Origin of the sequence: Paenarthrobacter sp. OM7, assembly GCF_029873575.1 — a bacterium.
GTDB lineage: Bacteria > Actinomycetota > Actinomycetes > Actinomycetales > Micrococcaceae > Arthrobacter.
Genome location: NZ_CP123579.1, coordinates 2,993,266 through 3,015,986, shown reverse-complemented (window position 1 = coordinate 3,015,986; position 22,721 = coordinate 2,993,266). Strand labels below are relative to the sequence as shown.

20 protein-coding genes and 1 pseudogene are annotated in these 22,721 nt (G+C 63.2%); 16 read left to right on the top strand and 5 right to left on the bottom strand.

What is annotated here, in order from left to right; genetic code table 11:
• The first annotated feature begins 159 nt into the window (after window positions 1-159).
• The 6 genes from QEH68_RS13885 (at window position 160) to QEH68_RS13860 (ending at window position 6,731) form a co-directional block, all read left to right on the top strand.
• A complete protein-coding gene (locus QEH68_RS13885; protein WP_280623147.1) occupies window positions 160-1,908 on the top strand; it encodes a trypsin-like peptidase domain-containing protein in 1,749 nt (582 codons plus the stop codon).
• Between the two features lie 246 nt (window positions 1,909-2,154).
• Window positions 2,155-2,958, top strand: coding sequence for an electron transfer flavoprotein subunit beta/FixA family protein (locus tag QEH68_RS13880; RefSeq protein WP_089597514.1), 804 nt, complete (start codon window positions 2,155-2,157; stop codon window positions 2,956-2,958).
• Between the two features lie 14 nt (window positions 2,959-2,972).
• Window positions 2,973-3,926 carry an electron transfer flavoprotein subunit alpha/FixB family protein gene (locus QEH68_RS13875; protein ID WP_207594054.1) on the top strand — a complete coding sequence of 318 codons (954 nt, stop codon included), beginning with the start codon at window positions 2,973-2,975 and terminating at the stop codon, window positions 3,924-3,926.
• A 5-nt stretch (window positions 3,927-3,931) separates the two neighbouring features.
• Window positions 3,932-4,711: a PIG-L family deacetylase gene (locus tag QEH68_RS13870; protein WP_280623146.1), complete on the top strand. Its 780-nt coding sequence runs from the start codon at window positions 3,932-3,934 to the stop codon at window positions 4,709-4,711.
• 74 nt (window positions 4,712-4,785) lie between these two features.
• On the top strand, window positions 4,786-5,331 hold the full coding sequence (locus tag QEH68_RS13865; RefSeq protein WP_280623145.1) for a gluconokinase: 546 nt from the start codon (window positions 4,786-4,788) through the stop codon (window positions 5,329-5,331).
• Window positions 5,328-6,731: a gluconate:H+ symporter gene (locus tag QEH68_RS13860; protein ID WP_207594052.1), complete on the top strand. Its 1,404-nt coding sequence runs from the start codon at window positions 5,328-5,330 to the stop codon at window positions 6,729-6,731. The genes QEH68_RS13865 and QEH68_RS13860 overlap by 4 nt, the downstream gene beginning before the upstream one ends.
• A gap of 83 nt (window positions 6,732-6,814) precedes the next feature.
• On the opposite strand, the gene QEH68_RS13855 is transcribed toward QEH68_RS13860, so the two are convergent.
• From QEH68_RS13855 to QEH68_RS13840, 4 genes are all read right to left on the bottom strand, one after another.
• The gene (locus tag QEH68_RS13855) at window positions 6,815-7,648 is read right to left on the bottom strand and encodes an anti-sigma factor (protein WP_207594051.1); all 834 of its coding nucleotides are present in this window, start codon (window positions 7,646-7,648) and stop codon (window positions 6,815-6,817) included.
• Window position 7,649: 1 nt separating this feature from the next.
• Window positions 7,650-8,255, bottom strand: a complete 606-nt coding sequence (gene sigK / locus QEH68_RS13850; RefSeq protein WP_207594050.1) for an ECF RNA polymerase sigma factor SigK — start codon at window positions 8,253-8,255, stop codon at window positions 7,650-7,652.
• Window positions 8,256-8,445: 190 nt separating this feature from the next.
• Complete coding sequence (locus QEH68_RS13845; RefSeq protein ID WP_207594049.1) at window positions 8,446-8,913, bottom strand: tRNA (cytidine(34)-2'-O)-methyltransferase; 468 nt, start codon at window positions 8,911-8,913, stop codon at window positions 8,446-8,448.
• A gap of 46 nt (window positions 8,914-8,959) precedes the next feature.
• Window positions 8,960-9,904 carry a J domain-containing protein gene (locus QEH68_RS13840; RefSeq protein ID WP_280623144.1) on the bottom strand — a complete coding sequence of 315 codons (945 nt, stop codon included), beginning with the start codon at window positions 9,902-9,904 and terminating at the stop codon, window positions 8,960-8,962.
• Between QEH68_RS13840 and QEH68_RS13835 the strand changes: the two are divergent.
• The 6 genes and pseudogenes from QEH68_RS13835 to QEH68_RS13810 form a co-directional block, all read left to right on the top strand.
• A pseudogene (locus tag QEH68_RS13835) lies at window positions 9,791-10,306 on the top strand (diacylglycerol kinase family protein); the annotation flags it as partial. The gene QEH68_RS13840 and the pseudogene QEH68_RS13835 overlap by 114 nt on opposite strands.
• A 104-nt stretch (window positions 10,307-10,410) precedes the next feature.
• Complete coding sequence (locus QEH68_RS13830; protein WP_280623143.1) at window positions 10,411-10,953, top strand: hypothetical protein; 543 nt, start codon at window positions 10,411-10,413, stop codon at window positions 10,951-10,953.
• Window positions 10,954-11,023: 70 nt separating this feature from the next.
• Complete coding sequence (locus QEH68_RS13825; protein WP_242703341.1) at window positions 11,024-11,701, top strand: hypothetical protein; 678 nt, start codon at window positions 11,024-11,026, stop codon at window positions 11,699-11,701.
• A 90-nt stretch (window positions 11,702-11,791) separates the two neighbouring features.
• Window positions 11,792-13,024, top strand: coding sequence for a cysteine desulfurase family protein (locus QEH68_RS13820; RefSeq protein ID WP_207594047.1), 1,233 nt, complete (start codon window positions 11,792-11,794; stop codon window positions 13,022-13,024).
• 144 nt (window positions 13,025-13,168) lie between these two features.
• Complete coding sequence (gene mnmA, locus QEH68_RS13815; RefSeq protein ID WP_242703640.1) at window positions 13,169-14,290, top strand: tRNA 2-thiouridine(34) synthase MnmA; 1,122 nt, start codon at window positions 13,169-13,171, stop codon at window positions 14,288-14,290.
• A 687-nt stretch (window positions 14,291-14,977) separates the two neighbouring features.
• Window positions 14,978-16,024, top strand: a complete 1,047-nt coding sequence (locus QEH68_RS13810; RefSeq protein ID WP_280623142.1) for a hypothetical protein — start codon at window positions 14,978-14,980, stop codon at window positions 16,022-16,024.
• A gap of 37 nt (window positions 16,025-16,061) precedes the next feature.
• Here QEH68_RS13810 and QEH68_RS13805 read toward each other — a convergent pair whose 3' ends face one another.
• On the bottom strand, window positions 16,062-16,889 hold the full coding sequence (locus QEH68_RS13805) for a caspase family protein (protein ID WP_207594044.1): 828 nt from the start codon (window positions 16,887-16,889) through the stop codon (window positions 16,062-16,064).
• A gap of 247 nt (window positions 16,890-17,136) precedes the next feature.
• On the opposite strand from QEH68_RS13805, the gene QEH68_RS13800 reads away from it, so the two are divergent.
• From QEH68_RS13800 to QEH68_RS13785, 4 genes are all read left to right on the top strand, one after another.
• Window positions 17,137-18,765: an ABC transporter substrate-binding protein gene (locus tag QEH68_RS13800; protein ID WP_207594043.1), complete on the top strand. Its 1,629-nt coding sequence runs from the start codon at window positions 17,137-17,139 to the stop codon at window positions 18,763-18,765.
• 128 nt (window positions 18,766-18,893) lie between these two features.
• Window positions 18,894-19,985 carry an ABC transporter permease gene (locus QEH68_RS13795; RefSeq protein ID WP_280623141.1) on the top strand — a complete coding sequence of 364 codons (1,092 nt, stop codon included), beginning with the start codon at window positions 18,894-18,896 and terminating at the stop codon, window positions 19,983-19,985.
• Between the two features lie 2 nt (window positions 19,986-19,987).
• Window positions 19,988-21,010, top strand: coding sequence for an ABC transporter permease (locus QEH68_RS13790; protein WP_280623140.1), 1,023 nt, complete (start codon window positions 19,988-19,990; stop codon window positions 21,008-21,010).
• Window positions 21,007-22,713: an ABC transporter ATP-binding protein gene (locus QEH68_RS13785; protein ID WP_280623139.1), complete on the top strand. Its 1,707-nt coding sequence runs from the start codon at window positions 21,007-21,009 to the stop codon at window positions 22,711-22,713. The genes QEH68_RS13790 and QEH68_RS13785 overlap by 4 nt, the downstream gene beginning before the upstream one ends.
• Window positions 22,714-22,721: the final 8 nt, after the last annotated feature.

Sequence of the window (22,721 nt, the reverse complement as noted above, 5' to 3'; positions counted from 1 at the left end):
CGAAATATAGAATTGAGCTGGATTGTCCAGCCGTTGAGAGTAATCCAGCAGGAGTTCCGAGAGGCGGTGAGGGCCTTTCAGGAAGCTCCCAGCGAACGTCCGCTTTTGATCCAGTTACAGGGTCCATAGTTGTTGGAGACAAGGACGAAAGGAAGACCCATGACGGAGAACCCAGCGCAGGGCACAGCACCGGAGGATCGCGAGCCATCAGAGCCGCGGGACACCACCAGCGGCCACAGTGATGCCACCGCAACCCAGCAGCAGCCTGCCTGGACGTCAGGACAAGGGGCAGTTGCGGAGAACTCTGCACAGCCCACTACGCCGCTGCCGGCCTTCAAGTCGAATGCCGCCCCGGAGTCCCAACCAGGTCAGGAGCGCCAGCCCGGACAACAGGCTCAGCCCGGCCAGGAGAGCGCCGCGGCGCCGCACGCCAGCCAGCACGCGGCCCCGGCCCAGCACTCACCCCAGCAGTACACCGCACAGCACGGAGGGCAGCACGCCAGCCAGCACGCGGCCCCGGCCCAGCCGTCCGCCCAGCCCAACGCCAACACGCAGCAGCCGCAGTACTACGGCGTGCCACAGCAGGACCCGGCCCACCGCCCCAGCTACCCCCAGCACCAGCCGTTCTACGGCGGAGGAGCCAGCCCTCAGGGCCAGCATGGTCCTGGAATGCCGCACGCTCCCGCCAACGCCAATGGCGCTACCAAGCGCAAGCCGGCGTTCGGCGTCGGCACCCTCGTGGCAAGCATGCTGGCGGCGGGCTTGATCGGTGGCGGCGTCGTGGCCGGAAGCAACGTGCTGTGGGACCAACCGGCCCCGGCAGCGTCAAGCAGCGGACAGTCGAGCACTGTCATCGTGAACAACAAGGATGACGTCAACGTCATCACCGCAGCGGCCGCCAAGGCCTCACCCAGTGTCGTTACCATCAAGGCGACCAGCGGCAACGAGGGCGGAACAGGTTCCGGCATCATCCTTGATGATCAGGGCCACATCCTGACGAACACACACGTCGTGACGCTCGATGGCGCAACGGCCAACGCAGCAATTGAGGTACGGACCAACGACGGCAAGGTTCTCAAGGCCACCGTGGTGGGCACTGACCCGTTGTCAGACCTCGCCGTGATCAAAGTCAGCGACGCTTCCGGGCTGGTTCCGGCAACACTCGGTGACTCGTCCAAGATCAACGTGGGGGACACCGCCGTCGCCATCGGTTCGCCGCTGGGCCTCACCGGTACGGTGACGGATGGCATTGTCTCTACGCTCAACCGGACCATCAGTGTCGCTTCGTCGGCAGTGCCGGAGGGAACGCCTGACGAGAGCCAAGGTGACGACGAGGGCTTCCAGTTCGCGCCTCCCAACGGCGGCCAGAGCCAGCGCTCGGCCAATGAAGGATCCATTGCCATCAATGTCATCCAGACTGATGCTGCCATCAACCCGGGCAACTCCGGTGGTGCGCTTGTGAACAACAAGGGCGAAGTCATTGGTGTCAACGTTGCCATCGCCTCCGCGGGCAGCGGAACCTCCGATTCCTCTACCGGCAACATCGGCGTTGGCTTCAGCGTGCCGATCAATCACGCCAAGCGCGTGGCCCAGGAAATCATCGAGTCCGGCAAGGCCAGCCACGGACAGTTCGGCGTGTCGGTTCGCTCCAAGTCGTCTACGGGCAGCGATTCCGGGTTCTCCGTGGGTGCAGAGGTCGCCGCGGTGACCACTGGTTCGGCCGCAGCGAAGGCCGGTATCAAGGTTGGCGACGTCGTGACCAAGTTCGGAGATTACACGGTCAGCGACCCGAACCAGCTGACCGCCGCTGTGCGCGAGCAGCCGGCCGGTGCCAAGGTCAAGGTCACCATTCAGCGCGGTGGACAGTCCCAGGAGGTCGAGGTCACCCTCGACGCCGCCCAGCAATAGGCGGCAGGAACAGCGTACGACGATGGGCGTCACCTGACGGGTGGCGCCCGCCGTCGTGGCGTTCCCGACACTCACACGACAACGTCGGCCAAAGGAATCTGAAACAGGGGTTAACGCTGGGAGTGGTTTTCTGCGGGCAATATGCTTAGCTAGGACGAGCCCACGCGCTGGGCTATTCACGGCCACGCTGCTGCGGTTGGCCGTCCACAAGCATGGAAGGCTGCTTCGAAGACAGTGGAAGAGACATTGAAGATTGTCGTTCTGGTCAAGCACGTCCCGGACGCGCAGTTCGACCGGCACATCACCGGACCTGGCAACACAACCGACCGTGACGAGAGCATCTTGTCCGAGCTGGATGAGTACGCACTTGAGGCAGCCCTGCAGTTGGCCGAGGAACGTGGCGGACCGAAGGCCGGCAATGAGGTCATCGCCTTGAGCATGGGTCCGTCCGGCGCCGTTAACGCGGTGAAGAAGTCGCTCCAGATCGGTGCGTACTCGGGCGTGCACCTGAGCGATGACGCTTTGGCCGGATCGGATGCCGCGGCCACCTCACTGGCCCTCGCGGCCGCCATCCGCTACCTTTCGGCCGACGGCCGCCCAGTGGACCTGGTCCTGACCGGCATGGCATCCACTGATGGTGAGACGTCGCTGATCCCGGCCCAGCTGGCCGAGCGCTTGCAGTTCCCGCAGGTCACCTTTGCTTCCAGCCTGGACGTTGCCGGCAGCCAGGTCACGGCCCGCCGTGATGCCGGCGCCTTCTCTGAGACCGTTGAAGCGCAGCTTCCTGCCGTTGTTTCGGTGACGGACCAGATCAACGAGCCGCGCTATCCCAACTTCAAGGGCATCCTTGCGGCCAAGAAGAAGAAAATTGCCTCCCTGTCGCTTGCCGACATCGGTGTGGACGCCTCGCAGGTGGGCTTGGCTGGCTCCTGGACCGTGGTGGAGTCTGCGGAGGCCCGCCCGCCGCGGACAGCCGGCACCATCATCACCGACGACGGCGACGCCGGCATCAAGCTGGTCGACTTCCTCGCCGCACAGAAGCTGCTCTAAAGGGGATCGCAACCATGGCAAATGCACTTGTTTTCATTGATAACCCGGGAGCAGCTCTTAAGAAGAGCAGCCTGGAACTCCTGACCATCGCCCGTTCGCTGGGCGAGACCGCCGTCGCGTTCTCCGGTGAGCTGCACGACGACGTCGCCGCCACCCTGGGTGCCTATGGCGTCGCCACCGTTTACCAGCCGTCGGCGGACGACCTCGACAACTACCTGGTGGGCCCGAAGGCCGCTTACCTTGCCGCTGCAGTGCACGCTTCGGGAGCAACAGCAGTTCTCCTGGACAACTCGCCGGAGGGCAAGGAAATCGCGGGCAGGCTTGGTATCAAGCTCAACGCCGGCGTTATCACCGACGTTGTGGGCGTGGAGGCTGACGGCACCGCGCATAAGTCGGTTCTCGCAGGCTCTTACAACACCACGGCAAAGGCCACCACCTCGGTGACGGTTCTTTCGGTCAAGGCCAACAACGTTGAGCCTGCACCGGCCGGCGCAGCGGGAATTCCCGCATCTGTCACGGTTGATGTCCCGGCGGACGCCTTGGCGAACTCTGCCCGCATCGCGGCGCGGTCCGAAAAACCGGTCAGTGGCCGTCCGGACCTCAGCGAAGCCCGGATCGTCGTGGCCGGCGGCCGCGGCGTTGACGGCGACTTCGGTCCGGTGGAAGAGCTTGCAGATGCATTGGGTGCTGCAGTGGGTGCATCCCGCGCTGCTACCGACGCCGGCTGGATCGCGCACGATGCCCAGGTGGGCCAGACCGGTGTCACGGTTTCGCCCCAGCTGTACATCTCGGCCGGCATCTCCGGAGCCATCCAGCAGAAGGCCGGCATGCAGACCTCCAAGGTCATTGTGGCCATCAACAAGGACGCAGAATCGCCGGTCTTCGAAATTGCCGACTACGGCATCATCGGCGACCTCTTCAAGGTTCTCCCGCAGGCTACAGCCGAGATCAAGAAGCGGAAAGGCTGATCCCTTTGTCTCCTGGCGTTTCGTCAGCAAAGAGCCCGTTCGACGCCTCCTTGGAGCGCGTTGAGCGGGTGCTTTGTTTTACTGCCCATCCTGACGACATCGACTTCGGGGCCGCCGGCACCATTGCGGCATGGACGGCGGCCGGCGTCGAGGTCAGCTACTGCATCATGACTGACGGCGACGCCGGAGGCTTTGATCCTGTGGACAGGGAACGGATCATCGAGCTCCGCGCGGAGGAGCAGAAGCAGGCAGCCGCCCTGGTGGGCGTCAGCGACATCCACTATCTGCACGAGCGTGATGGCTATCTTGAACCGACGCATGGCGTCATCAAGCAGGTGGTGAAACTGATCCGGGAAATCCGTCCGGACATCGTGCTGACCATGCACCCGGAACGTAACTGGGATCGGCTCCAGAAGAGCCATCCGGACCACCTCGCGGCCGGCGAGGCCGTCACCCGGGCTGTTTATCCTGCGGTGGAGAATCCCTTTGCCTACCCGGAACTGGCCGAGGCCGGCCTGGGCGCGTACAAGTTGCCGTGGTTGTGGTTTATTTCCAGTCCGGAGGCCCGGGAGAACCACTTTGTGGATGTCTCAAGCCAGGTCGATGCCAAGCTGGAAGCCATCCGCGTCCATGCCAGCCAGCATCCCGATATTGACGGCATGGAGCGTGTTGTCAGGGACTTGATGCTGGCCAATGGAGAACGTGCCGGGCTGCCTGCCGGGACCAGCGCTGAGGGCTTCCACGTGGTGTCAGTCAACGGATCGAGCACCATCGCCGGCTTCTGACGTTGCCGTGGTGTTACCCGTGTCATATGCTTGATCTCGGTTAAATCATATTTATTCGAGGAAGGCAGACTTTGATGGCGAAGACTGCGCAACAACCCGTACTGGTGATTATGGGAGTCTCCGGTTCCGGGAAATCGACCGTAGCCGGCGTTCTGGCCGGCAAATTGGGATGGGACCTGGCCGAGGGCGACGACCTTCATCCCGCAGCGAACGTGGCAAAAATGCAGGCTGGTCAAGCCCTCAGTGATGAGGACCGCTGGCCGTGGCTGGGTATCATTTCGGACTGGATCCGGGAACACGTGGAGGCTGGAACGCCGGCCATTATCACGTGCTCGGCGCTGAAGAAAAAGTATCGTGATGTTCTCCGCGGAGAAGGCGTAGTGTTCGTCTTCCTGCAGGGGAGCAAAGACAAGATCTCTGATCGCCTGGCGTCCAGGCATGGACACTTCATGCCGCCGTCGCTCCTTGAATCCCAATTCGACGCCCTGGAGGAGCCGACGGAAGACGAGAACCACATCTCGCTGTGCGTCTCCGCATCGCCGGCCGAAGAAGCCGACGAGGTCATTGACCGGCTGGGTCTTCGGCCTGCTGGTGCCGGTACCGAATCGACCGTCTCGTGAAGGTCCTGGATACCGCGATGCAAGTGCAGGAATGGAGCGGGCACGACACCCAACTCCTTGTGGTCGCTGCACTGGGCATTGCGCTGATCGTCGTACTGATCGCGAAATTGAAGCTCCACCCGTTCCTGGCGCTTGTCCTGGGATCTGCCTTCGTGGGCCTGGCCTCCGGAGTGGAACTGGGCAAGGTCATCACCAACTTCGAAGACGGGGTTGGCAGTGTCCTCAAGGAAGTCGGGCTGCTGATCGCGCTCGGAGCCATGCTCGGCAAGCTGCTGGCCGATTCCGGTGGCGCCAACCGTGTGGTGGACACCTTGTTGGCCAAAGCCAGCGGCAACAAGCTGGTCTGGATGATCACCCTGGTAGCCGTGATCATTGGCTTGCCCATGTTCTTCGAAATCGGACTCGTGCTGCTGCTTCCGGTGATCGTCCTGGTCACCCAGCGGTCCAAGATGAAGCTGATGCGCATCGCCATCCCTGCGCTGGCCGGCTTGTCCGTACTGCACGGACTGGTACCGCCGCACCCGGGGCCGCTGATTGCCATCAGCGCCGTTAAGGCCGAGCTGGGAACAACACTCGGCCTTGGCATCCTCGTGGCGATTCCCACCGTCATCATCTGTGGTCCGCTCTTCTCCCGACTCGCAGCGCGGTGGGTGCCTGTTGACGCGCCGGCCGTAGCCGGTGGCATCGACACCCAGCACGCGGCTGACCTGAGTGAGGTCAAGCGCCAGCCATCGTTCCTGGTAACGCTGCTGACCATCATCTTCCCGGTGGTGCTGATGCTGCTGAAGGCTTTGGGCGGCATCATCTGGCCGAACCCTGAGACGGCACCTGCCATTCGGATCTTCTTTGACTTTGTGGGCCAGCCTTTGGTGGCCATGACACTGGCCGTGCTGCTGGCCATAGTTACCTTCGGCTACGCCGTGGGCTTCACTGGCAGCAGGATCACGGCCAAGCTCGGCGAGAGCCTGGGTCCCATCGCGGCGATCCTCCTCATTGTCGGTGCCGGTGGCGGTTTCAAGCAGACCTTGATCGGCGCCGGCGTGGGGGACTCCGTCAAGAAATGGGCGGAGGGCGCCAATATGTCGGTCTTGGTCCTCGGCTTCATCGTTGCTGTGGCGCTCCGCCTCGCCACAGGGTCTGCGACGGTTGCCACTGTAACGGCCGCCGGCATCGTGGCACCCCTTGCCAGCAGCCTGAGCCCGACGCACGCGGCCTTGCTGGCCCTGGCCATCGGGGCAGGCTCGCTGTTCCTGTCCCACGTCAACGACGCCGGATTCTGGTTGGTCAAAGAACTGTTCGGGCTCACCGTTGGGCAGACGTTCAAGACGTGGTCCGTCATGGAGACACTGATTTCCGTGGTCGGCTTCGGCTTCGTGATGCTTCTGTCGCTCGTGCTATAGCTGCGAAAGCGACTCCATAAAGCTCGACGGCGGCCGTCCCCATGGTGGGACGGCCGCCGTCGTGTGTTAATTCCCGTTCAGGGTCAGGCGCTCAACGCGACCACCAGGACAGGGTCTGTGGTGGGGGCGCTTGATCCGCCCGTGGGTTCCACGGTGATGGCAACGGACGAAGCTGAGGACAGTCCCTTGACAACGGCTGGCTTGGAGAGTGTTTGGGCGTCCATGGTGCCTTGTGGCACCGGGGCGGAGCCGTCCTTGGGCAGGGTCCACAGCTGGTAGACCTTGCCCTCCGGGGCGGGTGCAACGCCATCCATCAGAACCACGAAGGAGTCCTTGGCCGAGGACGCGGAGATGGTTGCCGTACCGCCGCCGGGAACGGGCGCGGACTTCTGCTGGACATCCTGTGCCTGCAGCACCTGGTTTACGGGGTCGTTCTGCACCGAGACGTAGGCGCCCACACCGATGCCTCCAAGCGCGATCACGGCCGCTGCGGCCGCACCGATGATCCATCTGCGTGCGCCACCGGTGCGCTGGCGTTCCTCGCGCTTGGCCCTGGCGGCCGCGAGGTCGTCGACGGCGGGACGCAGGGCAGGCGGCGCCACTGGCTCAGAAGGCGCTTGGGCGGCAGCATCCGTGGTGATGCGTTCCATGATGTTATCGAAGAGCCTGGCTGGTGGCGCTTCCTCCGGGGCAAAGCTGACTGCGAGGGTCTCGCGGGCTTCGCGGACCCGCTCCAGGAATTCGGGACCTTCGGGAGCATCCTTGACGTAGTCATCGATCATGGCCCGTTCATCGTCACTGACGGCGTCCAAGGCATAGATCTCAGCCAGCTCGAGGACGCGTCCCTCGGCGAGGTCGGTAGCGATGTCATTGGCAAACATTCTGCGGATAAAGCCTCCACTGGTGTTCTCAGTCATATCAAGCCACCCCCAAGCAGGTCTTGAGGCGCAGCAAACCGTCACGGATGCGGGACTTGATGGTGGGGACGGCGGCGCCCAGGTGCTCGGCGACTTCCCGGTACGTCAGGCCGCCGTAGTAAGCAAGGCGGACGGATTCGCGCTGGGTGTCTGTCAACGTGCCGAGGCATCGGCTGACTGCTTCAGCTTCGAGGTTGGTGTCGGCTTCCTCTGCCACCAGGTCCCGATCGGGGTCCTGGCTCGCTGCGCCGTATCTGGCCTCGCGGTCGGTGGCGGCCTGCACGGCACGGACGCGGTCGATGGCGCGGCGATGGGCGATGGTCATAAGCCACGCCAGCGGGGTTCCGGCCGCGCGATCGAATTTGCTTGCGCCCTGCCACACCTGGAGGAAAACTTCCTGGGTGGCATCCTCGCTCAGGTCCGGGTCGATCAGGACGCGCTTGGCCATGCCAAACACGCGCCGTGAGGTCAGGCGGTAGAACTCGGCAAAAGCCGGCTGATCACCGGCAGCCACGAGCTCGAGCAAGGCAGTCAACTGCGTATTCAAGTCAGTTGCAGTGCCTGTGTCCTCGAAGACCGGGGGGCCGGGGTTGTTGGGGATGTCCATTACTGTCCAGCATATGTCGTCCCGTTTGAAACCGGCAGCACGGCCATATGGTGTTGCGGGCGTGGCGGCACAGCGGACTACCGTTGTCACCCTGGTCTGCAGCGCGCTCACGAATACTCCCTCAACGAATGTCCTGATGCAGGAACTGTGCCTGCATAAGGTATTCGGTGCCGTGGCGCGCTTGGATGGGCTACACCTTGGCGCCTGCGAACCCGTTCTGGCGCCAGGCCTCGAACACAGCGATGGAGGCAGCGTTGGCCAAGTTGAGCGAACGGAGTGAGGGCTTCATGGGCAGGCGGACTCGAGCCGTGACGTGCGGGTCCTGTTTCAGCCAGTCCGGCAGGCCAACCGACTCCGGCCCGAACATCAGGACGTCGCCCTCACGGTAGCTGATATCCGTATAGGACGTTTCGCCGTCGGACGTGTACGCGAAGACGCGTTCGGGGTGCAGTGCCTCCCACGCGGCGTCGATGTCCTTATGGACGGTGACCACCGCAAGGTCGTGGTAATCCAGGCCGGCGCGACGAAGCTTGGCATCGGAAAAGTCGAAGCCGAGGGGCTCCACCAAATGGAGCTCGGCTCCCGTGATGGCGGCCAGGCGGATGGCGTTGCCCGTGTTGCCCGGGATTTCAGGGGTGTGGAAGAGGATGCGGAACACTGTTCCATCTTAGCCAGCCCAAACCAGCCTCCCGCGGCACGATCGCCTAGTGCATCCCGCGCAGCAGCCGCGCCAGAACCGGAACCACCACGGTGTTGGGCGCCGGCCCCGAGCCCAGGAACTGCTTCAGGCCTCTGACCAGCCCTGCCGCGTTGACTACTTCCACGGCACTGTTGCTGGACTGGCCCTTGCCATACTGGTCGATCACCGGTTCGTGCAGGTTGCCATCGGGACTGTGCAGGACAACCCATCCTGTGACGTTGAGTTCGGGGAAGATGTCCTGCATATGCCGGACAATATGGGCAAGCTGTGGGGGAGCGACGGATCGGCCACCGTGCCGCAGTGAGTGGCCATCCCAAGCGTAGGCACCCTTGGGAAGGAGCATGGAACCCACCAGGGCCAGCCGGTATCCGGACAGGACAGCGTGGTCGATGTGGTTGTTGTCCGACGGCGAGCGAAGACCATTTATGAGCCGGGCCGCAGGAATGGCAGGCAGGACCTGCCTGCTGATGAGCTGGACGGTACGCATTTCCCGTTGAATCCGCGCTTCGGCACCAAAGATGCCGCGCTTGCGCGGTAACCCATGGACCTGCTGTGCTGCGTCCGCAGCAGAAATGAGCGGCACTTCATGGGGATCGTCGAAGGCCGGGACGTAGACAGGGGGATCACCGGCGGTGTTGCGCTGGGCCTGGGGTCGCCTGACGCTGCCTGTGGCGAAAGGCCCCGGCGCCGTGGCGCCCGTGTAGTCCCCGGGCTGCGGCTGGCCGCGGCCCGGGGAGCCGCTGGCGTACCTGCGATCGTACTCAGCCCTTCGCTGCGGGTCGATCAGGGTTTCGTAGGCGAGAGTCACGCGCCGGAACATCTCTGCTTCTCCGCCATGGTCGGGGTGCGCCTTTCGGGCAGCCTTGCGGTAGGCGACCTTGATCTCCTTGTCCGTAGCTGTGACGGACACACGGAGAACCTGATAGTGCGAACTGCTGCCCTCGGCCAAGCACGGGCCCTTCTCTCAAGGTGGTGCGCTCCAGGGAGGCGCGGTAGTGGCCAGTTTATCCAGCCACTATGTGAACGTTGGTATCGGGGCGTGTGGTTCCCGACTGGCATAATTCACGCTGTGACCCCACCGGCAGCCATAAACCCCTCCAGCAAGGCGGGGACGATCGCCGTGGCGATAAATCCTGCGGCGTCCTTTGGCCGGACCCGCAATGCCGGGGACCACGCTGCAGCGCAGTTCCGCGCCGCCGGACGGGACGTCGTCGTGCTCGAAGCGGATAGTTACGACGCCCTGCAGCGGCTTGTAGCCCGAACCCTTTCCGGCCCTGCAGTAGACGCCCTGGTGGTGGTGGGAGGCGACGGCATGGTCCATCTGGGGGTCAACGCGCTTACCGGAGGGGACGTTGCCCTGGGTATTGTTCCCAGCGGGACAGGTAACGATGTTGCCCGGCTCCTGGGTTGCCGCTGCATGACACACCCGCTGCCTGCCGCCGGATCCTGGCCGCAATGGTTTCAGGCGGGCGGACCATCGATGCCGGACGGGTCGCTGCGGATGGCCGGACCGTCTATTTTGCCGGGGTTCTCTCGGCCGGGTTCGATGCCGCAGTCAACGAACGGGCCAACTCGTGGCGGTGGCCGCGCGGAAAGAGCCGCTACAACCTGGCGATGCTCATGGAGCTGGGTTCGTTCCGACGGATCGACTATACGGTGACTGCCGATGACGTGACCTGGCGCCAGCCGGCGTTGCTGATTTCGGTGGCTAACGGGCAGTACATCGGCGGCGGCATGCGGATCACCCCCGAGGCTTCGCCCGATGACGGCTTCTTGGACCTCTTTGTGGTCAAACCATTGTCACGGCTCCGATTCCTCGCAGTCTTCCCCAAAGTATTTGCCGGCAGGCACGTCAGCCACCCCGCTGTGGAGACCAGGCGTGTCCGGAAGGTGCGGTTGGACGCGAAGGGTGTGGTGGCATATGCGGACGGCGAACGCATCGGCGCGTTGCCTGTGGAGGTCGATATTGTTCCAGGTGCTCTACGGGTCCTCGCCTAGGCGGGCCTGACGGCTAGACTCGATCGCGGCAGATGCCATGCCCTCCGGCATGGCAGGGGGATAAGGAGCGATGGTGGCGCGAAACGTTCGACGACGGGTGGCTGGGATTGCTGCCTTGGCAGCCGCTGGCGCCGTGATGGCGGGCTGCACCGTTAACGTTCCGGATCCAGCGGCGCCGAAACCGTCGCCGTCGGAGTCCACGCTGGCAACGCCGCGCATCACGCCCGGGCATGATGCGGCAGCGGTTGCGGCGAAGGACTTGCCGTTGGGAGCTGGGAACACGTTGGCTCCGGGGGATCCGGTGACGGTATCTACGCGGCTGGAAGAAGTTCCGGGGTGGACTGTGGTGCATTCCGGCCTCCAAGGCGAAGTCCGGTATCGGAAGACTGATGGCTGCACCCTGGCAGCCCGCGTCAGCGTCAACCAGGGTCCCTTGACCGTCGCGGATGATGACGCAGCCTCCACCAAGGAACTCTTCCGTTACCTTGATCCCGGCATTGCGGTGGAAAGCCTGAAGCCGGTGTCGCTGCGGTGGGGACAGGACTCGGATGAGCCGCAGCACAACGTGGAGTTCCTTGCTTTGGAATCGTCAGCCGCAACGGGCGGGAACGCCGCTGTAGTGATGGCCCGGTTGTTCAGTGTTCCGGCGTCGTCGGTGTATATTTCGGTGGCTTGCCCGGATGACGGTTCCTTGGACAAGGCGCGTGCTGAAGCGGCGGCCCAGCTTGTGGTGGTCCCGCCAGGTTAAGCTGGGTCCCGCCAGGTTGCTGCCTGTCTTGCACGGTCGTGGCCGCGGAAGAGACCACTGCGTCCCAGGTCCCATCGGTAGAATGGCAAGGTGCCTGTATACCTCGATCACGCTGCCACCACGCCCCTGTCGGCAGAAGCGCTCGCCGTCATGACGCGGGAGTTGGCGCGAACCGGCAATCCGTCCTCGCTGCACGGAGCGGGTCGACGCGCCCGGCGCGCCGTCGAGGATGCCCGTGAAATGTTGGCCGCAGCAGCTGGCGCCCATCCTTCGGAGGTCATTTTCACCTCGGGAGGAACCGAAGCAGACAACTTGGCCGTCAAGGGCTTGTTCTGGGCCCGCCGGGACGAGGACCCCCGCCGGACGCGGGTCTTGTGCTCCGCCGTCGAACATCATGCGGTCCTTGACACTGTGGAGTGGCTCGAGCGGCATGAAGGTGCGGACGTTGTGTGGCTACCTGTCGATGAGTCCGGCACCGTGCGGCTCGAGGTCCTTCAACGGGAGATCGAGCGGGATCCCGGATCCATTGCGCTCGTCACTGTCATGTGGGCCAACAATGAAGTGGGCACCATCCAACCAGTCGCGGAGATCGTTGACCTCGCAAAGCCCCATGGAATCCCGGTCCACTCCGACGCTGTGCAGGCCTTCGGTTCGGTCCCCGTGGATTTCCGGGCAAGCGGCCTAGCCGCGATGTCGGTGTCGGGGCACAAGCTGGGCGGCCCAGTGGGCGTTGGCGCGCTCTTCCTGGGGAGGGCTGTGAAATTGACACCGGTACAGCACGGTGGCGGCCAGGAACGTGATGTCCGCTCGGGAACCCTGGACACCCCGGCCATTGCAGCCTTCGCCGCCGCGGCTGAAGCAGTCACTGGGAATCTCGCGGAAGAGCGGGAACGGCTCAGCGCGTTGCGCGACCGTCTGATCGATGGCGTCGGCGCTGCCGTGCCCGACGCAGTGCTGCGGGGTGCCGCGGGAGAGCGGCGGCTGCCGGGCAATGCCCATTTCACGTTCCCGGGGTGTGAAGGCGATTCGCTCCTCTTCCTCCTGGACCTGGCAGGCGTTGAATCGTCTACTGGCTCTGCCTGCACGGCAGGAGTCCCGCGCCCGTCGCACGTGCTGTTGGCCATGGGCCTCGACGAGGATACTGCCCGCGGCGCCCAGCGCTTCACTCTGGGCCACAGCTCTACGGAAGCGGATGTGGATGCGCTGCTGAAGGCTCTTCCCGAGGCATGCTCACGGGCGCGGCAGGCAGGAATGGCAGGCCACGAGTCCAGCATCCAGACGGCTGCAACAGTGGCGCGGCAGGGATCGCCAACGTCCTTGTAACGGTGGCCTTGGTGGGGAGGGGCCAAGGAATTTAGTGCAGTCGTGGTATTGCAAGCTAGAATGGACGGGCACGCCGGCTGGTCTGAGCCGGAACAGTTGCCACAGCCCCCAACACAGAAAGCCAGCATGCGAGTACTTGCAGCAATGAGCGGCGGAGTTGACTCTGCCGTGGCCGCCGCCCGCGCCGTCGAGGCAGGACACGACGTCGTCGGAGTCCACCTCGCGTTGTCGCGCATGCCCGGCACCCTGCGCACCGGAAGCCGGGGATGCTGCACCATCGAGGACTCCCGTGACGCCTGGCGTGCCTGCGACGTCCTGGGGATCCCTTACTACGTGTGGGATTTCTCGGAGCGCTTCAAGGAAGACGTCGTCCAGGACTTCATTGACGAATATGCTGCAGGGCGGACGCCAAACCCGTGCATGCGCTGCAACGAACGCATCAAGTTTGCTGCCCTGCTGGAGAAGGCCATTGCGCTGGGCTTCGACGCCGTATGCACCGGGCACTACGCCAAGGTGATCGAAGACGCCGACGGCAACCGGGAACTCCACCGCGCGGCGGATTGGGCCAAGGACCAGAGCTACGTCCTGGGTGTCCTGACCCATGAGCAGCTTAAGCACTCCATGTTCCCGCTGGCGGACACGCCGTCCAAGGCAGAAGTGCGCGCGGAAGCTGAGCGGCGGGGCCTGTCCGTGGCCAACAAGCCGGACAGCCACGACATCTGCTTCATCTCCGACGGCGACACCCGTGGCTGGCTGGCCGAAAAGATTGACATGACCACCGGCGACATCGTTGACGAGACCGGGGTCAAAGTAGGCGAACATCCTGGTGCCAACGCCTTCACAGTGGGACAGCGCCGCGGATTGAAGCTGGGAACTCCGGCCGCTGATGGCAAGCCCCGGTTTGTCCTGGAGATCCGTCCCAAGGAAAACAAAGTGGTGGTGGGACCCGAAGCTTTGCTTGCCATCGACGAGATCCGTGGAATCAAGGTTTCGTGGGCAGGCTTGCCCATCGCCGAAGTTGCGACGGGTGCGGAGTTCGACTGCCATGCCCAGGTACGGGCGCACGGGGATCCCGTTCCGGCGAAAGCACACGTGGAAACCGTTGTCGACGATTCAGGGGTTCAGCGGGCCGAACTCGTTGTCACCTTGACCGATCCGCTCCGTGGTGTGGCTCCTGGGCAAACAGTTGTCCTTTACCAGGGCAGCCGGGTTTTGGGGCAGGCAACCATCGATGCCGCCCGTTCCCTTCAGCGCGTGGCCCTCTAGGAGCTCTAGCCCGCCACACCCATTGCCTCCGCCATGGGGCGCCTCCATACTGGGCTAAGCAGCGCTTCCGCTGCGGTGTTTGGGGTCCGCATTCGGGACGGCGATGACTGTGGCATATCCAAAAAAGAGCCCGGGGGACATCAAAGCCGGGCAGATGGTCTCGGTGACGGTCCTGGCCGAGGGGCCTATCGGCGCCCCGGGAGCACCTCCACTGACGGCACAGGTCCGTATCCCGGTTGAACGCCTCAGGCGTGGTCCCACCGGCCACCGCTACGCCGTCCATATCAGGAAGTGGCGTGGAACCACTGTGTCCCCGGTGACGCTGACGCAGCAAGGTGATCCCTGGCAGCTGATCTCGGAACCTCCGGCAGCGGGTTTGCGTGAACTCCTGGATGACACACGTTTCCTGGCACAGCACGTCTACGGTGTGGCCATGAGTACCTTGGATATCTTCGAAACGACGCTCGGCAGGCGCATGCCCTGGAACCCGGAAGGGCGTGTGGTTCTCAAAGCGCGGGATCTGATCACTGCCACTGACACCGGCTACGAACGGGGAACCAACATCATCCGCTTCGGTTCGGTGGATCGGATGGGATACAAAGTCCCCACAGCCCTCTACCGGGACATCGTCGCCCACGAAGTGAAACAGCCATCCTGGACGGGTTCCGGCCGGCGTGGGCCGACCACATGGCCACCACGGAGCAGCTGGCCATGCACGAGGCCTTGGCCGACATCGTGGCCATCCTTTCCGTCTTTTCTTCCCGCGACGTGGTGGCGCGGCAGCTTGAAGCGGCCGGCGGTGGGTTTGAGGCCGGGCAAGCAGTTGATGATGCCATCCTGATGCGTTCCCTTTTTGATTTTGCGCGTGACCTCTTCGCCCGCGGGCCACTGCGCGAGCCCTTCGTTGGCGCTGTGCCCGAAGGTTGGCAGTCACTGCTGGAGCCGCATGCACGGGGTGCCGTGGTGGTGGGGGCGGTGCTCCGGGCCGTCCAACGTCTGTGGTCGGAGCGGAACGCGCGGTTCGGGGACAGCCAAGGTCTGCAACAGAAAGCCGAATCAGGCTCGATTGTGGCCACCCGGGTCCTGCGGATGGTGATCCGCGGACTCTCCTACATGCCACCTGTGGACGTCTCGTGGCGGGATCTCCTCCGCGGCATCATTGCAGCCGACCTCGACATGGTTCCCGAAGACAATCACGGATACCGCGAGGCGATCCAAAACGAGTTCTCCGCCATCGGAATACGTCGGGTCTCCTTGAACAACATCAGCGGCGTGGACAACTACCAGGGCCTCCGCTACCCCATCAGGCTTTCGGCCCTCGGCTCCGACCCCCAGGAGGTGCAGCGCTTTGTCTGGGAAAATCCCCGACTCCTGGAGGCGGCGCGGCTTGAGCGGCGTACACCCCTCAGTTCCACGCGCGTACGTACCTCTGAGCGTGTGTCCCCGGATGGATTCATTATTTCCGAGATAGGAGCCTCGTTCATCCAGACGGTCCGGATGAGCCGGCGGGAAGCATACGTCCGCCTCGGGTTGAAAACCCGGAGGGACTTCGTGGACATCCGCGGGGGAGGGCTGTTGCGTTTCGACGCCGGTGGCCGGCTGGTGTATGCGGCCCTCAAACCAGTGATGGACAGGGAACGCCATGGGCAGATGTTCGGTTCGGACCAGCACCACGACGCTGAGGAGGCCGCCTCATCGGGGGTCCGGGACAAGTTCCATGGCACCGGGGACTAAGCTTTCGGCAGCCGGCGGACTTCCCCAGGCACCCAAGTCAGGCGCCCCACGCGGCCCTGCGTGCCGCCGTCGAGCCTTCCAGTTGGGCGATCTGATCGAAGCCGCCGGACTTGAGGCCCTTGCTGACCTGCTTCAGGATGTCGGCCCGCGCCACGGTACCGTCACCCATGAGGGCCTTCACAAAGTTGTAGGTAAAGGCGCCGTTGTACCGGCCCTCTATGAAGGCGTCGGCTGCAGTCTGGTCTGAGCGGCAGGCTGCCATCAGAACCGGTGCGGAGAGCTTGGCCGCCTTGACCATGTCCCGCAAGCTGCGGGTGTCCTTGGATTCATTGGCGATGGCTGCCCGGGGGCTGGGCGCCGGCAGGAAACGGGGACGGCGTCCGGGGAGGAGGTCCAATGACTTCAGGCCCGTTCCGCTGTGGCAGGTATCAAGCACAACATCCATCAGGACTCCCTTCGGCAGCCGGGCAAACAAGGATGCGAGTTCGTCGTCGGTGATCACCGTGCCGGGATCCCAGCGATCACCGGAGTTGTTGATGTCGTAGCACGCAAAGGCCTCATCCAAGCGGTCGCTTTCATCGCCGCTGGTGTCCGGCACTTGGGTTCCATGGCTTGAAAAGGTGAACACAATGTGGGTCACGGTACCCGCCACGGCAGCGTCCACCAAGGCATTGAGAGCAGCCATGACTGACTTTTTCACCGCTTTGGCGTCCCGCAGGACAGTGATGTTGGAACCTTCGAAGCCATAGTTTTTTTCGAGCATCGCTGCGAGGTCTTCGGCATCGTTGACGCAGCCGTTGAGCCAGCTGGCCTGGGGCAGAAATTTGAACTTGTTGATCCCTACACAAAGTGCTGCCTTGCTCATGTGCGTGTCCTTCGGGCGGTCTTTCAGTGAGTGGGGACTCGGAACCTACGATATTCCGGCGCATCCGTCGGAGCAATGGCCGGGAGGCGTTCGAAGAAAGCTACTGGAAAGTAAATTTTGTGTCTCAAATCACTAAAATGACGGTTCGCGGCCTGCGAAGTCTGGTTGAATCGAGGCACTAAGAGTGTGCGCCGTCACAAATATCCCACGGCGGCGCGCCGAATCCATCGAACAGAAGGTTCATCAGATGGCACTGAATAAGAAGGCCCTGCACGGCGCTATCGCGCTGGCGGGCATTTCCGCGCTCGCCCTGACGGCATGCACGGGACCCTCCGGCGGCGGCTCATCGTCCGCACCGGCTGCAGCAGGCCCCATCGCCTACGGCACCACAGACAAGGTCACGTCACTGGACCCCGCTGGATCCTATGACAACGGTTCGTTCATGGTGATGAACCAGATCTATTCCTTCCTCTTGAATTCCAAGCCCGGCGGCGCGGAACCCGTGCCCGACCTCGCGGAATCGTCGTCGTTCACGACGCCGTCCGAGTACACGGTCAAGCTCAAGTCCGGATTGAAGTGGGCCAATGGCCACACCTTGGACTCCAAGGACGTCAAGTTCTCGTTTGACCGCCAGGTGGCGATCAATGACCCCGCTGGTCCGGCGTCGTTGCTGACCAACATCGAGAGCGTCACGGCGCCCGACGCCACCACCGTGGTGTTCAAGCTCAAGAACGCCAACGACCAAACGTTCAGCCAGATCCTCAGCAGCCCTGCCGCGCCGATCGTCGACGACGAAGTCTTCCCGGCGGACAAAGTGCTTTCTGACGACGAGATCATCAAGGCCAACGCGTTCCACGGCCAGTACACCATTGACAGCTACAAGAAGAATGAGCTCGTCAGTTTCAAGGCCTTCGCCGACTACCAAGGCGTCCTGGGCAAGCCCGCAAACGACGCAGCCACCATCAAGTACTACGCAAGCCCCACCAACCTGAAGCTGGAAATCCAACAGGGAGCCATTGACGTTGCCTTCCGCAGCCTGAGCGCGACGGACATCGACGATCTCCGCAAGGACTCCAAGGTCAAGGTACTCACGGGCCCGGGTGGCGAAATCCGCTACATCACGTTCAACTTCGACACCATGCCGTACGGAACCAAGGCTGCGGGGGCGGACCCGGCCAAGGCGCTCGCAGTACGCCAGGCCGTGGCCAACCTCGTTGACCGCCAGGCCATTGCCGACCAGGTTTACAAGGGCACCTACCTGCCGTTGTACTCCAACGTTCCGAGTGGATTCCTCGGTGCCAACGAGTCGTTCAAGGACGCTTATGGTGATGCCGGCAAGCCCAGCCTGGACAAGGCCAAGAAAGTCCTGGCCGATGCCGGGATCACCGAACCCGTGGCCCTGAACCTCCAGTACAACCCGGACCACTACGGCGGATCCTCAGGTGACGAGTACGCCATGGTCAAGGAGCAGTTGGAGAAGTCCGGCCTCTTCACAGTGAACCTGCAGTCCACCGAGTGGGTCACCTACAGCAAGGCCAGCCGTGCCGATGAATACCCGTTGTTCCAATTCGGCTGGTTCCCGGACTTCAGCGATGCCGATAACTACCTGACGCCGTTCTTCCCTGAGGGTGGCTTTTTGAAGAACCACTACAACAACGCCACGGTGAACGAACTGATCAGCAAGCAGCTCACTGATGCGGACAAGACCAGCCGCGAGTCGACCATCAAGGAAGTCCAGAATGCGCTCGCCAAGGACATTTCCACGCTGCCCCTGCTCCAGGGTGCACAGGTGGCTGTGGTCGGAAGTGGCGTGAACGGCGTCGACAAGACGCTGGATCCGTCCTTCAAGTTCCGTCTGGGTGTCATTTCCAAGTAACTGCACCACTGAGACCAGAAGGCAGGCGGGACACTGATCCGGTGTCCCGCCTCCTTTGCTGACCACCACCTTGGCCGGCACGCATGAGCCAATCCCGCGCAATCCACGGGCAGGAAATACAGGTAATAATGACAACACTTATTGAAGTACCCGAGGCCGATCCCGGGATCGTCGCTCCGAAGAGCAAGTCGAAAGCCGGGGGAGGGCTGGGCAGGTACATCGTGATCCGGTTCTTCCTGATCATCCCCACTGTCTTCATCCTCGTGACACTGGTGTTCTTCCTGATGAGGGTCATTGGAGATCCCATCACGGCATCACAAGGTGGCCGGCTTCCTCCGGATGTCCTGGCCCAGCGCATCCACGATGCCGGCTACGACCGCCCCATTCTGATCCAGTACTTCGAATACATCGGCCAACTCCTCACGGGCAATTTCGGCACCACCATTACGGACCGGCGTCCAGTGGTGGAAGTATTGACCACTTTCGGGGCAGCCACCCTTGAACTTTCCATCAACGCATTGATCGTCGCGCTCCTGGTGGGTATCCCCCTCGGTCTTATCGCGGCCCAGCACCGGGATAAGACTCCGGATGCGCTGCTGAGGTTCTTTGCGATCCTTTGTTATGCCACGCCGGTCTTTTTCGCCGGCCTGCTCCTCAAACTCACGTTCTCAGTGTGGCTCGGATGGTTCCCGGTGGCAGGCCGTGCCTCCACCCGAACGGAATTGACCATGAGCGGCCTGGCCGCACCATCAGGTATCTACTGGCTGGACGCGCTCCGCAGCGGCAACTTCACGGCCCTGGGCGACATCGCTTCCCATGCGGTCCTCCCTGCCCTTGCCCTCGGCCTGCTCACCGCAGGCGTCTTCCTGCGCCTGGTACGCACCAACGTCATCGGCACACTGGGTAAGGACTACGTCGAGGCCGGGCGTTCCAGGGGTGTCAGCGAGTTCCGGTTGGTGACCAAGCACGCTTACAAGCCGGCGTTGATTCCCATCATTACCGTGATGGGCCTGCAGATTGCCCTCATGCTGGGCGGCGCCATCCTGACGGAAACCACCTTTGAATGGAAGGGGCTGGGGTACCAGTTGGTGCAGTACCTCAATGCCCGCGACTTTGTGGCCGTCCAGGGAATAGTTGTGCTGTTGGCCATCATTGTGGCCGTCACCAACTTCATCGTGGACATCATTGCCGCGCTCATCGACCCCCGAGTGAGGTACTGACCATGAGCATTCCTGCACTGACCGCACCCAAGCAGCCGTTCTTCTCCAGGCTGCCCGTCGTGTCCCATTTCAAGAAGAGCGTTGGCCTCCAACGCGGCATGTTGATAGTGGGCCTCGTCCTGACCGGACTACTGATCTTCACCAGTATCTTCGCGCCACTGCTTGCCCCCTACGGCTACTCGCAGCTCAGCGATGCTTCCGGTTCCTTCCCCACCCAGGAAGCTCCAGGAGCCAAGCACCTGCTCGGGACCACCGTCAGCGGCTATGACGTCCTGTCCCGTGTTGTCTGGGGATCCCAGACCGCTGTCACAGTCATTGTTGTGTCAGTCGCCATGTCGATTTTCCTCGGCGTTGCCCTGGGCTTGCTCAGCGGCTACTTCGGCGGCTGGCTGGACCGGATCCTGGTGGTGGTGGCAGATGCCATCTATGCGTTCCCCACCTTGCTCCTTGCCATCGTCATCTCGATCGTCATCAGCCGGGGCCAGTCCAGCTTCTGGGGTGGCATCTTCTCCTGCGCTTTCTCCATCACGGTGGTCTTCGTGCCGCAATACTTCAGGGTGATCCGGGCTGAGACCATCCGTCTGAAAGCTGAACCGTTCGTCGAGTCGGCCAAGGTGCTGGGAGCTTCCAGCATGCGCATCATCGGGCGTCACATCTTCAAGAACGCCACGCGGACCCTGCCGCTCATGTTCACCCTCAACGCATCCGAGGCGATCCTCACCCTCGCGGGGCTGGGCTTCCTGGGCTTCGGCATTGAACCAACCTCTGCTGCTGAATGGGGATTTGACCTGAATAAGGCGCTGGCTGATACCTCGTCCGGGATTTGGTGGACCGGTGTCTTCCCGGGCATCGCCATTGTGCTCACCGTCTTGGGCCTGACGTTGGTTGGCGAAAGCATTAACGACCTCAACGACCCCCGGATCCGTGGACGCAAGCGTGCGGGCGGGACGCCGGCAGCACCAACCCCGGCAACCCCCGCAGCACCAACAGCGGCGTCTGCGCCGGCAGAAACAGGTAAGCCATGACAACCAACCTTGGACACGTTTCGGACCAGGCCGGCAGCGGCCAGCCCGTCCTCACCATCGACCGGCTCCAGGTCACCTTCGCCACCGACGGTGGGGACGTCCACGCCGTCAAGGATGTCAGCCTTGACGTGAAAGCCGGCGAGGTAGTTGCGATCGTGGGGGAGTCGGGATCCGGCAAGACCGTGACCGCCAAGACCATACTGGGCCTGCTTCCTGAAACGGCCATCAGTTCCGGGGCTGTGCTGATCAACGGCAACAATGTAATCAGCGTCAGCAAATCCACGCTTCGCAAGATCCGTGGCCGCGATGTGGCCATGGTGTTCCAGGAGCCGTCCACCGCGTTGAATCCGGTCTTTACTGTCGGCTGGCAGATCGCCGAAGGCATCCGGGCACACGCGACGGACGGTAAACACGTCACGGCCAAGGAGGCCAAACAGCGGGCCACCGAGGCCTTGCGCAAGGTGGGCATCCCGGACCCTGAAACACGGGTCAACTATTATCCGCATCAGTTCTCCGGCGGCCAGAAACAACGTGTTGTCATCGCGGCCGCGCTTGCCCTAAACCCGGGCCTGATCGTGGCCGACGAGCCGACCACTGCCCTGGACGTCACCGTGCAGGCGGAAATCCTGCAACTCCTCCGGGAGTTGCGGGACAACTATGGCACCTCGATTGTCCTGATCACCCACAACATGGGCGTGGTGGCCGACCTGGCGGACCGGGTCGTGGTCATGTACCAGGGAGACGTAGTGGAGGAGGCCCCTTCCAGGGTCCTCTTTGCGGAACCACGGGAGGACTACACCAAGAAGCTGCTGGCCGCCGTTCCGCATCTGGGACGCCATTCAGCCTCCGAAGGTGCCCGGGCCCGGCTTCATCAGGACGGCAAGGTCCTGGTGGAGGCGAAGAACCTCACCATCGAGTATCCCGGCCGTTTCGGCAGGCATGGATTCAAGGCAGTGGACAACGTCAGCTTTACGGTCTCGGAGAACGAGGTCTTTGGCCTGGTAGGCGAATCCGGTTCCGGCAAGTCCACCATCGGCCGGGCCATTGCGGGCCTGAACCGCGTGACGGGTGGCAGCTTGAAGGTACTTGGCTACGAGATGCTGGACTTCAAGGAACGCTCCTTCCGCCCTCTCCGAAAAGAGATCGGCTTCGTCTTCCAGGACCCGGCTGCCTCGTTCAACCCACATCTCACCATCGGTGAGTGCGTCGCCGAGCCCTTGATGATCCACACCAAACCGAGCGCGGCTGAGGCGAGGAAAAAGGTCGGCGAGCTGCTCGAGTCAGTCCAGCTGCCGGCGTCGTACGCGCAACGCTATCCGCACGAGCTGTCCGGCGGACAGCGGCAGCGCGCTTCCCTGGCGAGGTCGCTGGCGCTGAACCCGCGTCTCCTGATCGCCGACGAACCGACGTCCGCCCTGGACGTTTCGGTGCAGGCGAAAGTCCTGGACCTGTTCAAGGACATCCAGGAGCAGTTCGGCTTCGCGGCGCTCTTCATCAGCCACGACCTCGCCGTCGTGGATATGTTGTCGCACTGGGTCGGCGTGCTCTACAAGGGCCAACTGGTGGAACAGGGGATCGGCAACCACGTGATGGGATCACCGCAGCACGATTACACCAAGAGGCTCATCGCGTCCCTGCCGGTGCCGGACCCGGACGAACAAGCACGACGGCGGGAAGCCCACCGGGCGCTGCTGGGCGGCTAGGCCAGGCA

Bases quoted from the DNA above. Each gene is read 5' to 3' on its own strand.
- QEH68_RS13885 (WP_280623147.1), top strand. From the start codon at position 160: ATGACGGAGAACCCAGCGCAGGGCACAGCACCGGAGGATCGCGAGCCA.
- QEH68_RS13875 (WP_207594054.1), top strand. From the start codon at position 2,973: ATGGCAAATGCACTTGTTTTCATTGATAACCCGGGAGCAGCTCTTAAG.
- QEH68_RS13865 (WP_280623145.1), top strand. From the start codon at position 4,786: ATGGCGAAGACTGCGCAACAACCCGTACTGGTGATTATGGGAGTCTCC.
- QEH68_RS13855 (WP_207594051.1), bottom strand. From the start codon at position 7,648: ATGACTGAGAACACCAGTGGAGGCTTTATCCGCAGAATGTTTGCCAAT.
- sigK (WP_207594050.1), bottom strand. From the start codon at position 8,255: ATGGACATCCCCAACAACCCCGGCCCCCCGGTCTTCGAGGACACAGGC.
- QEH68_RS13830 (WP_280623143.1), top strand. From the start codon at position 10,411: ATGGTTTCAGGCGGGCGGACCATCGATGCCGGACGGGTCGCTGCGGAT.
- QEH68_RS13825 (WP_242703341.1), top strand. From the start codon at position 11,024: ATGGTGGCGCGAAACGTTCGACGACGGGTGGCTGGGATTGCTGCCTTG.
- mnmA (WP_242703640.1), top strand. From the start codon at position 13,169: ATGAGCGGCGGAGTTGACTCTGCCGTGGCCGCCGCCCGCGCCGTCGAG.
- QEH68_RS13810 (WP_280623142.1), top strand. From the start codon at position 14,978: ATGGCCACCACGGAGCAGCTGGCCATGCACGAGGCCTTGGCCGACATC.
- QEH68_RS13805 (WP_207594044.1), bottom strand. From the start codon at position 16,889: ATGAGCAAGGCAGCACTTTGTGTAGGGATCAACAAGTTCAAATTTCTG.
- QEH68_RS13800 (WP_207594043.1), top strand. From the start codon at position 17,137: ATGGCACTGAATAAGAAGGCCCTGCACGGCGCTATCGCGCTGGCGGGC.
- QEH68_RS13795 (WP_280623141.1), top strand. From the start codon at position 18,894: ATGACAACACTTATTGAAGTACCCGAGGCCGATCCCGGGATCGTCGCT.
- QEH68_RS13790 (WP_280623140.1), top strand. From the start codon at position 19,988: ATGAGCATTCCTGCACTGACCGCACCCAAGCAGCCGTTCTTCTCCAGG.
- QEH68_RS13785 (WP_280623139.1), top strand. From the start codon at position 21,007: ATGACAACCAACCTTGGACACGTTTCGGACCAGGCCGGCAGCGGCCAG.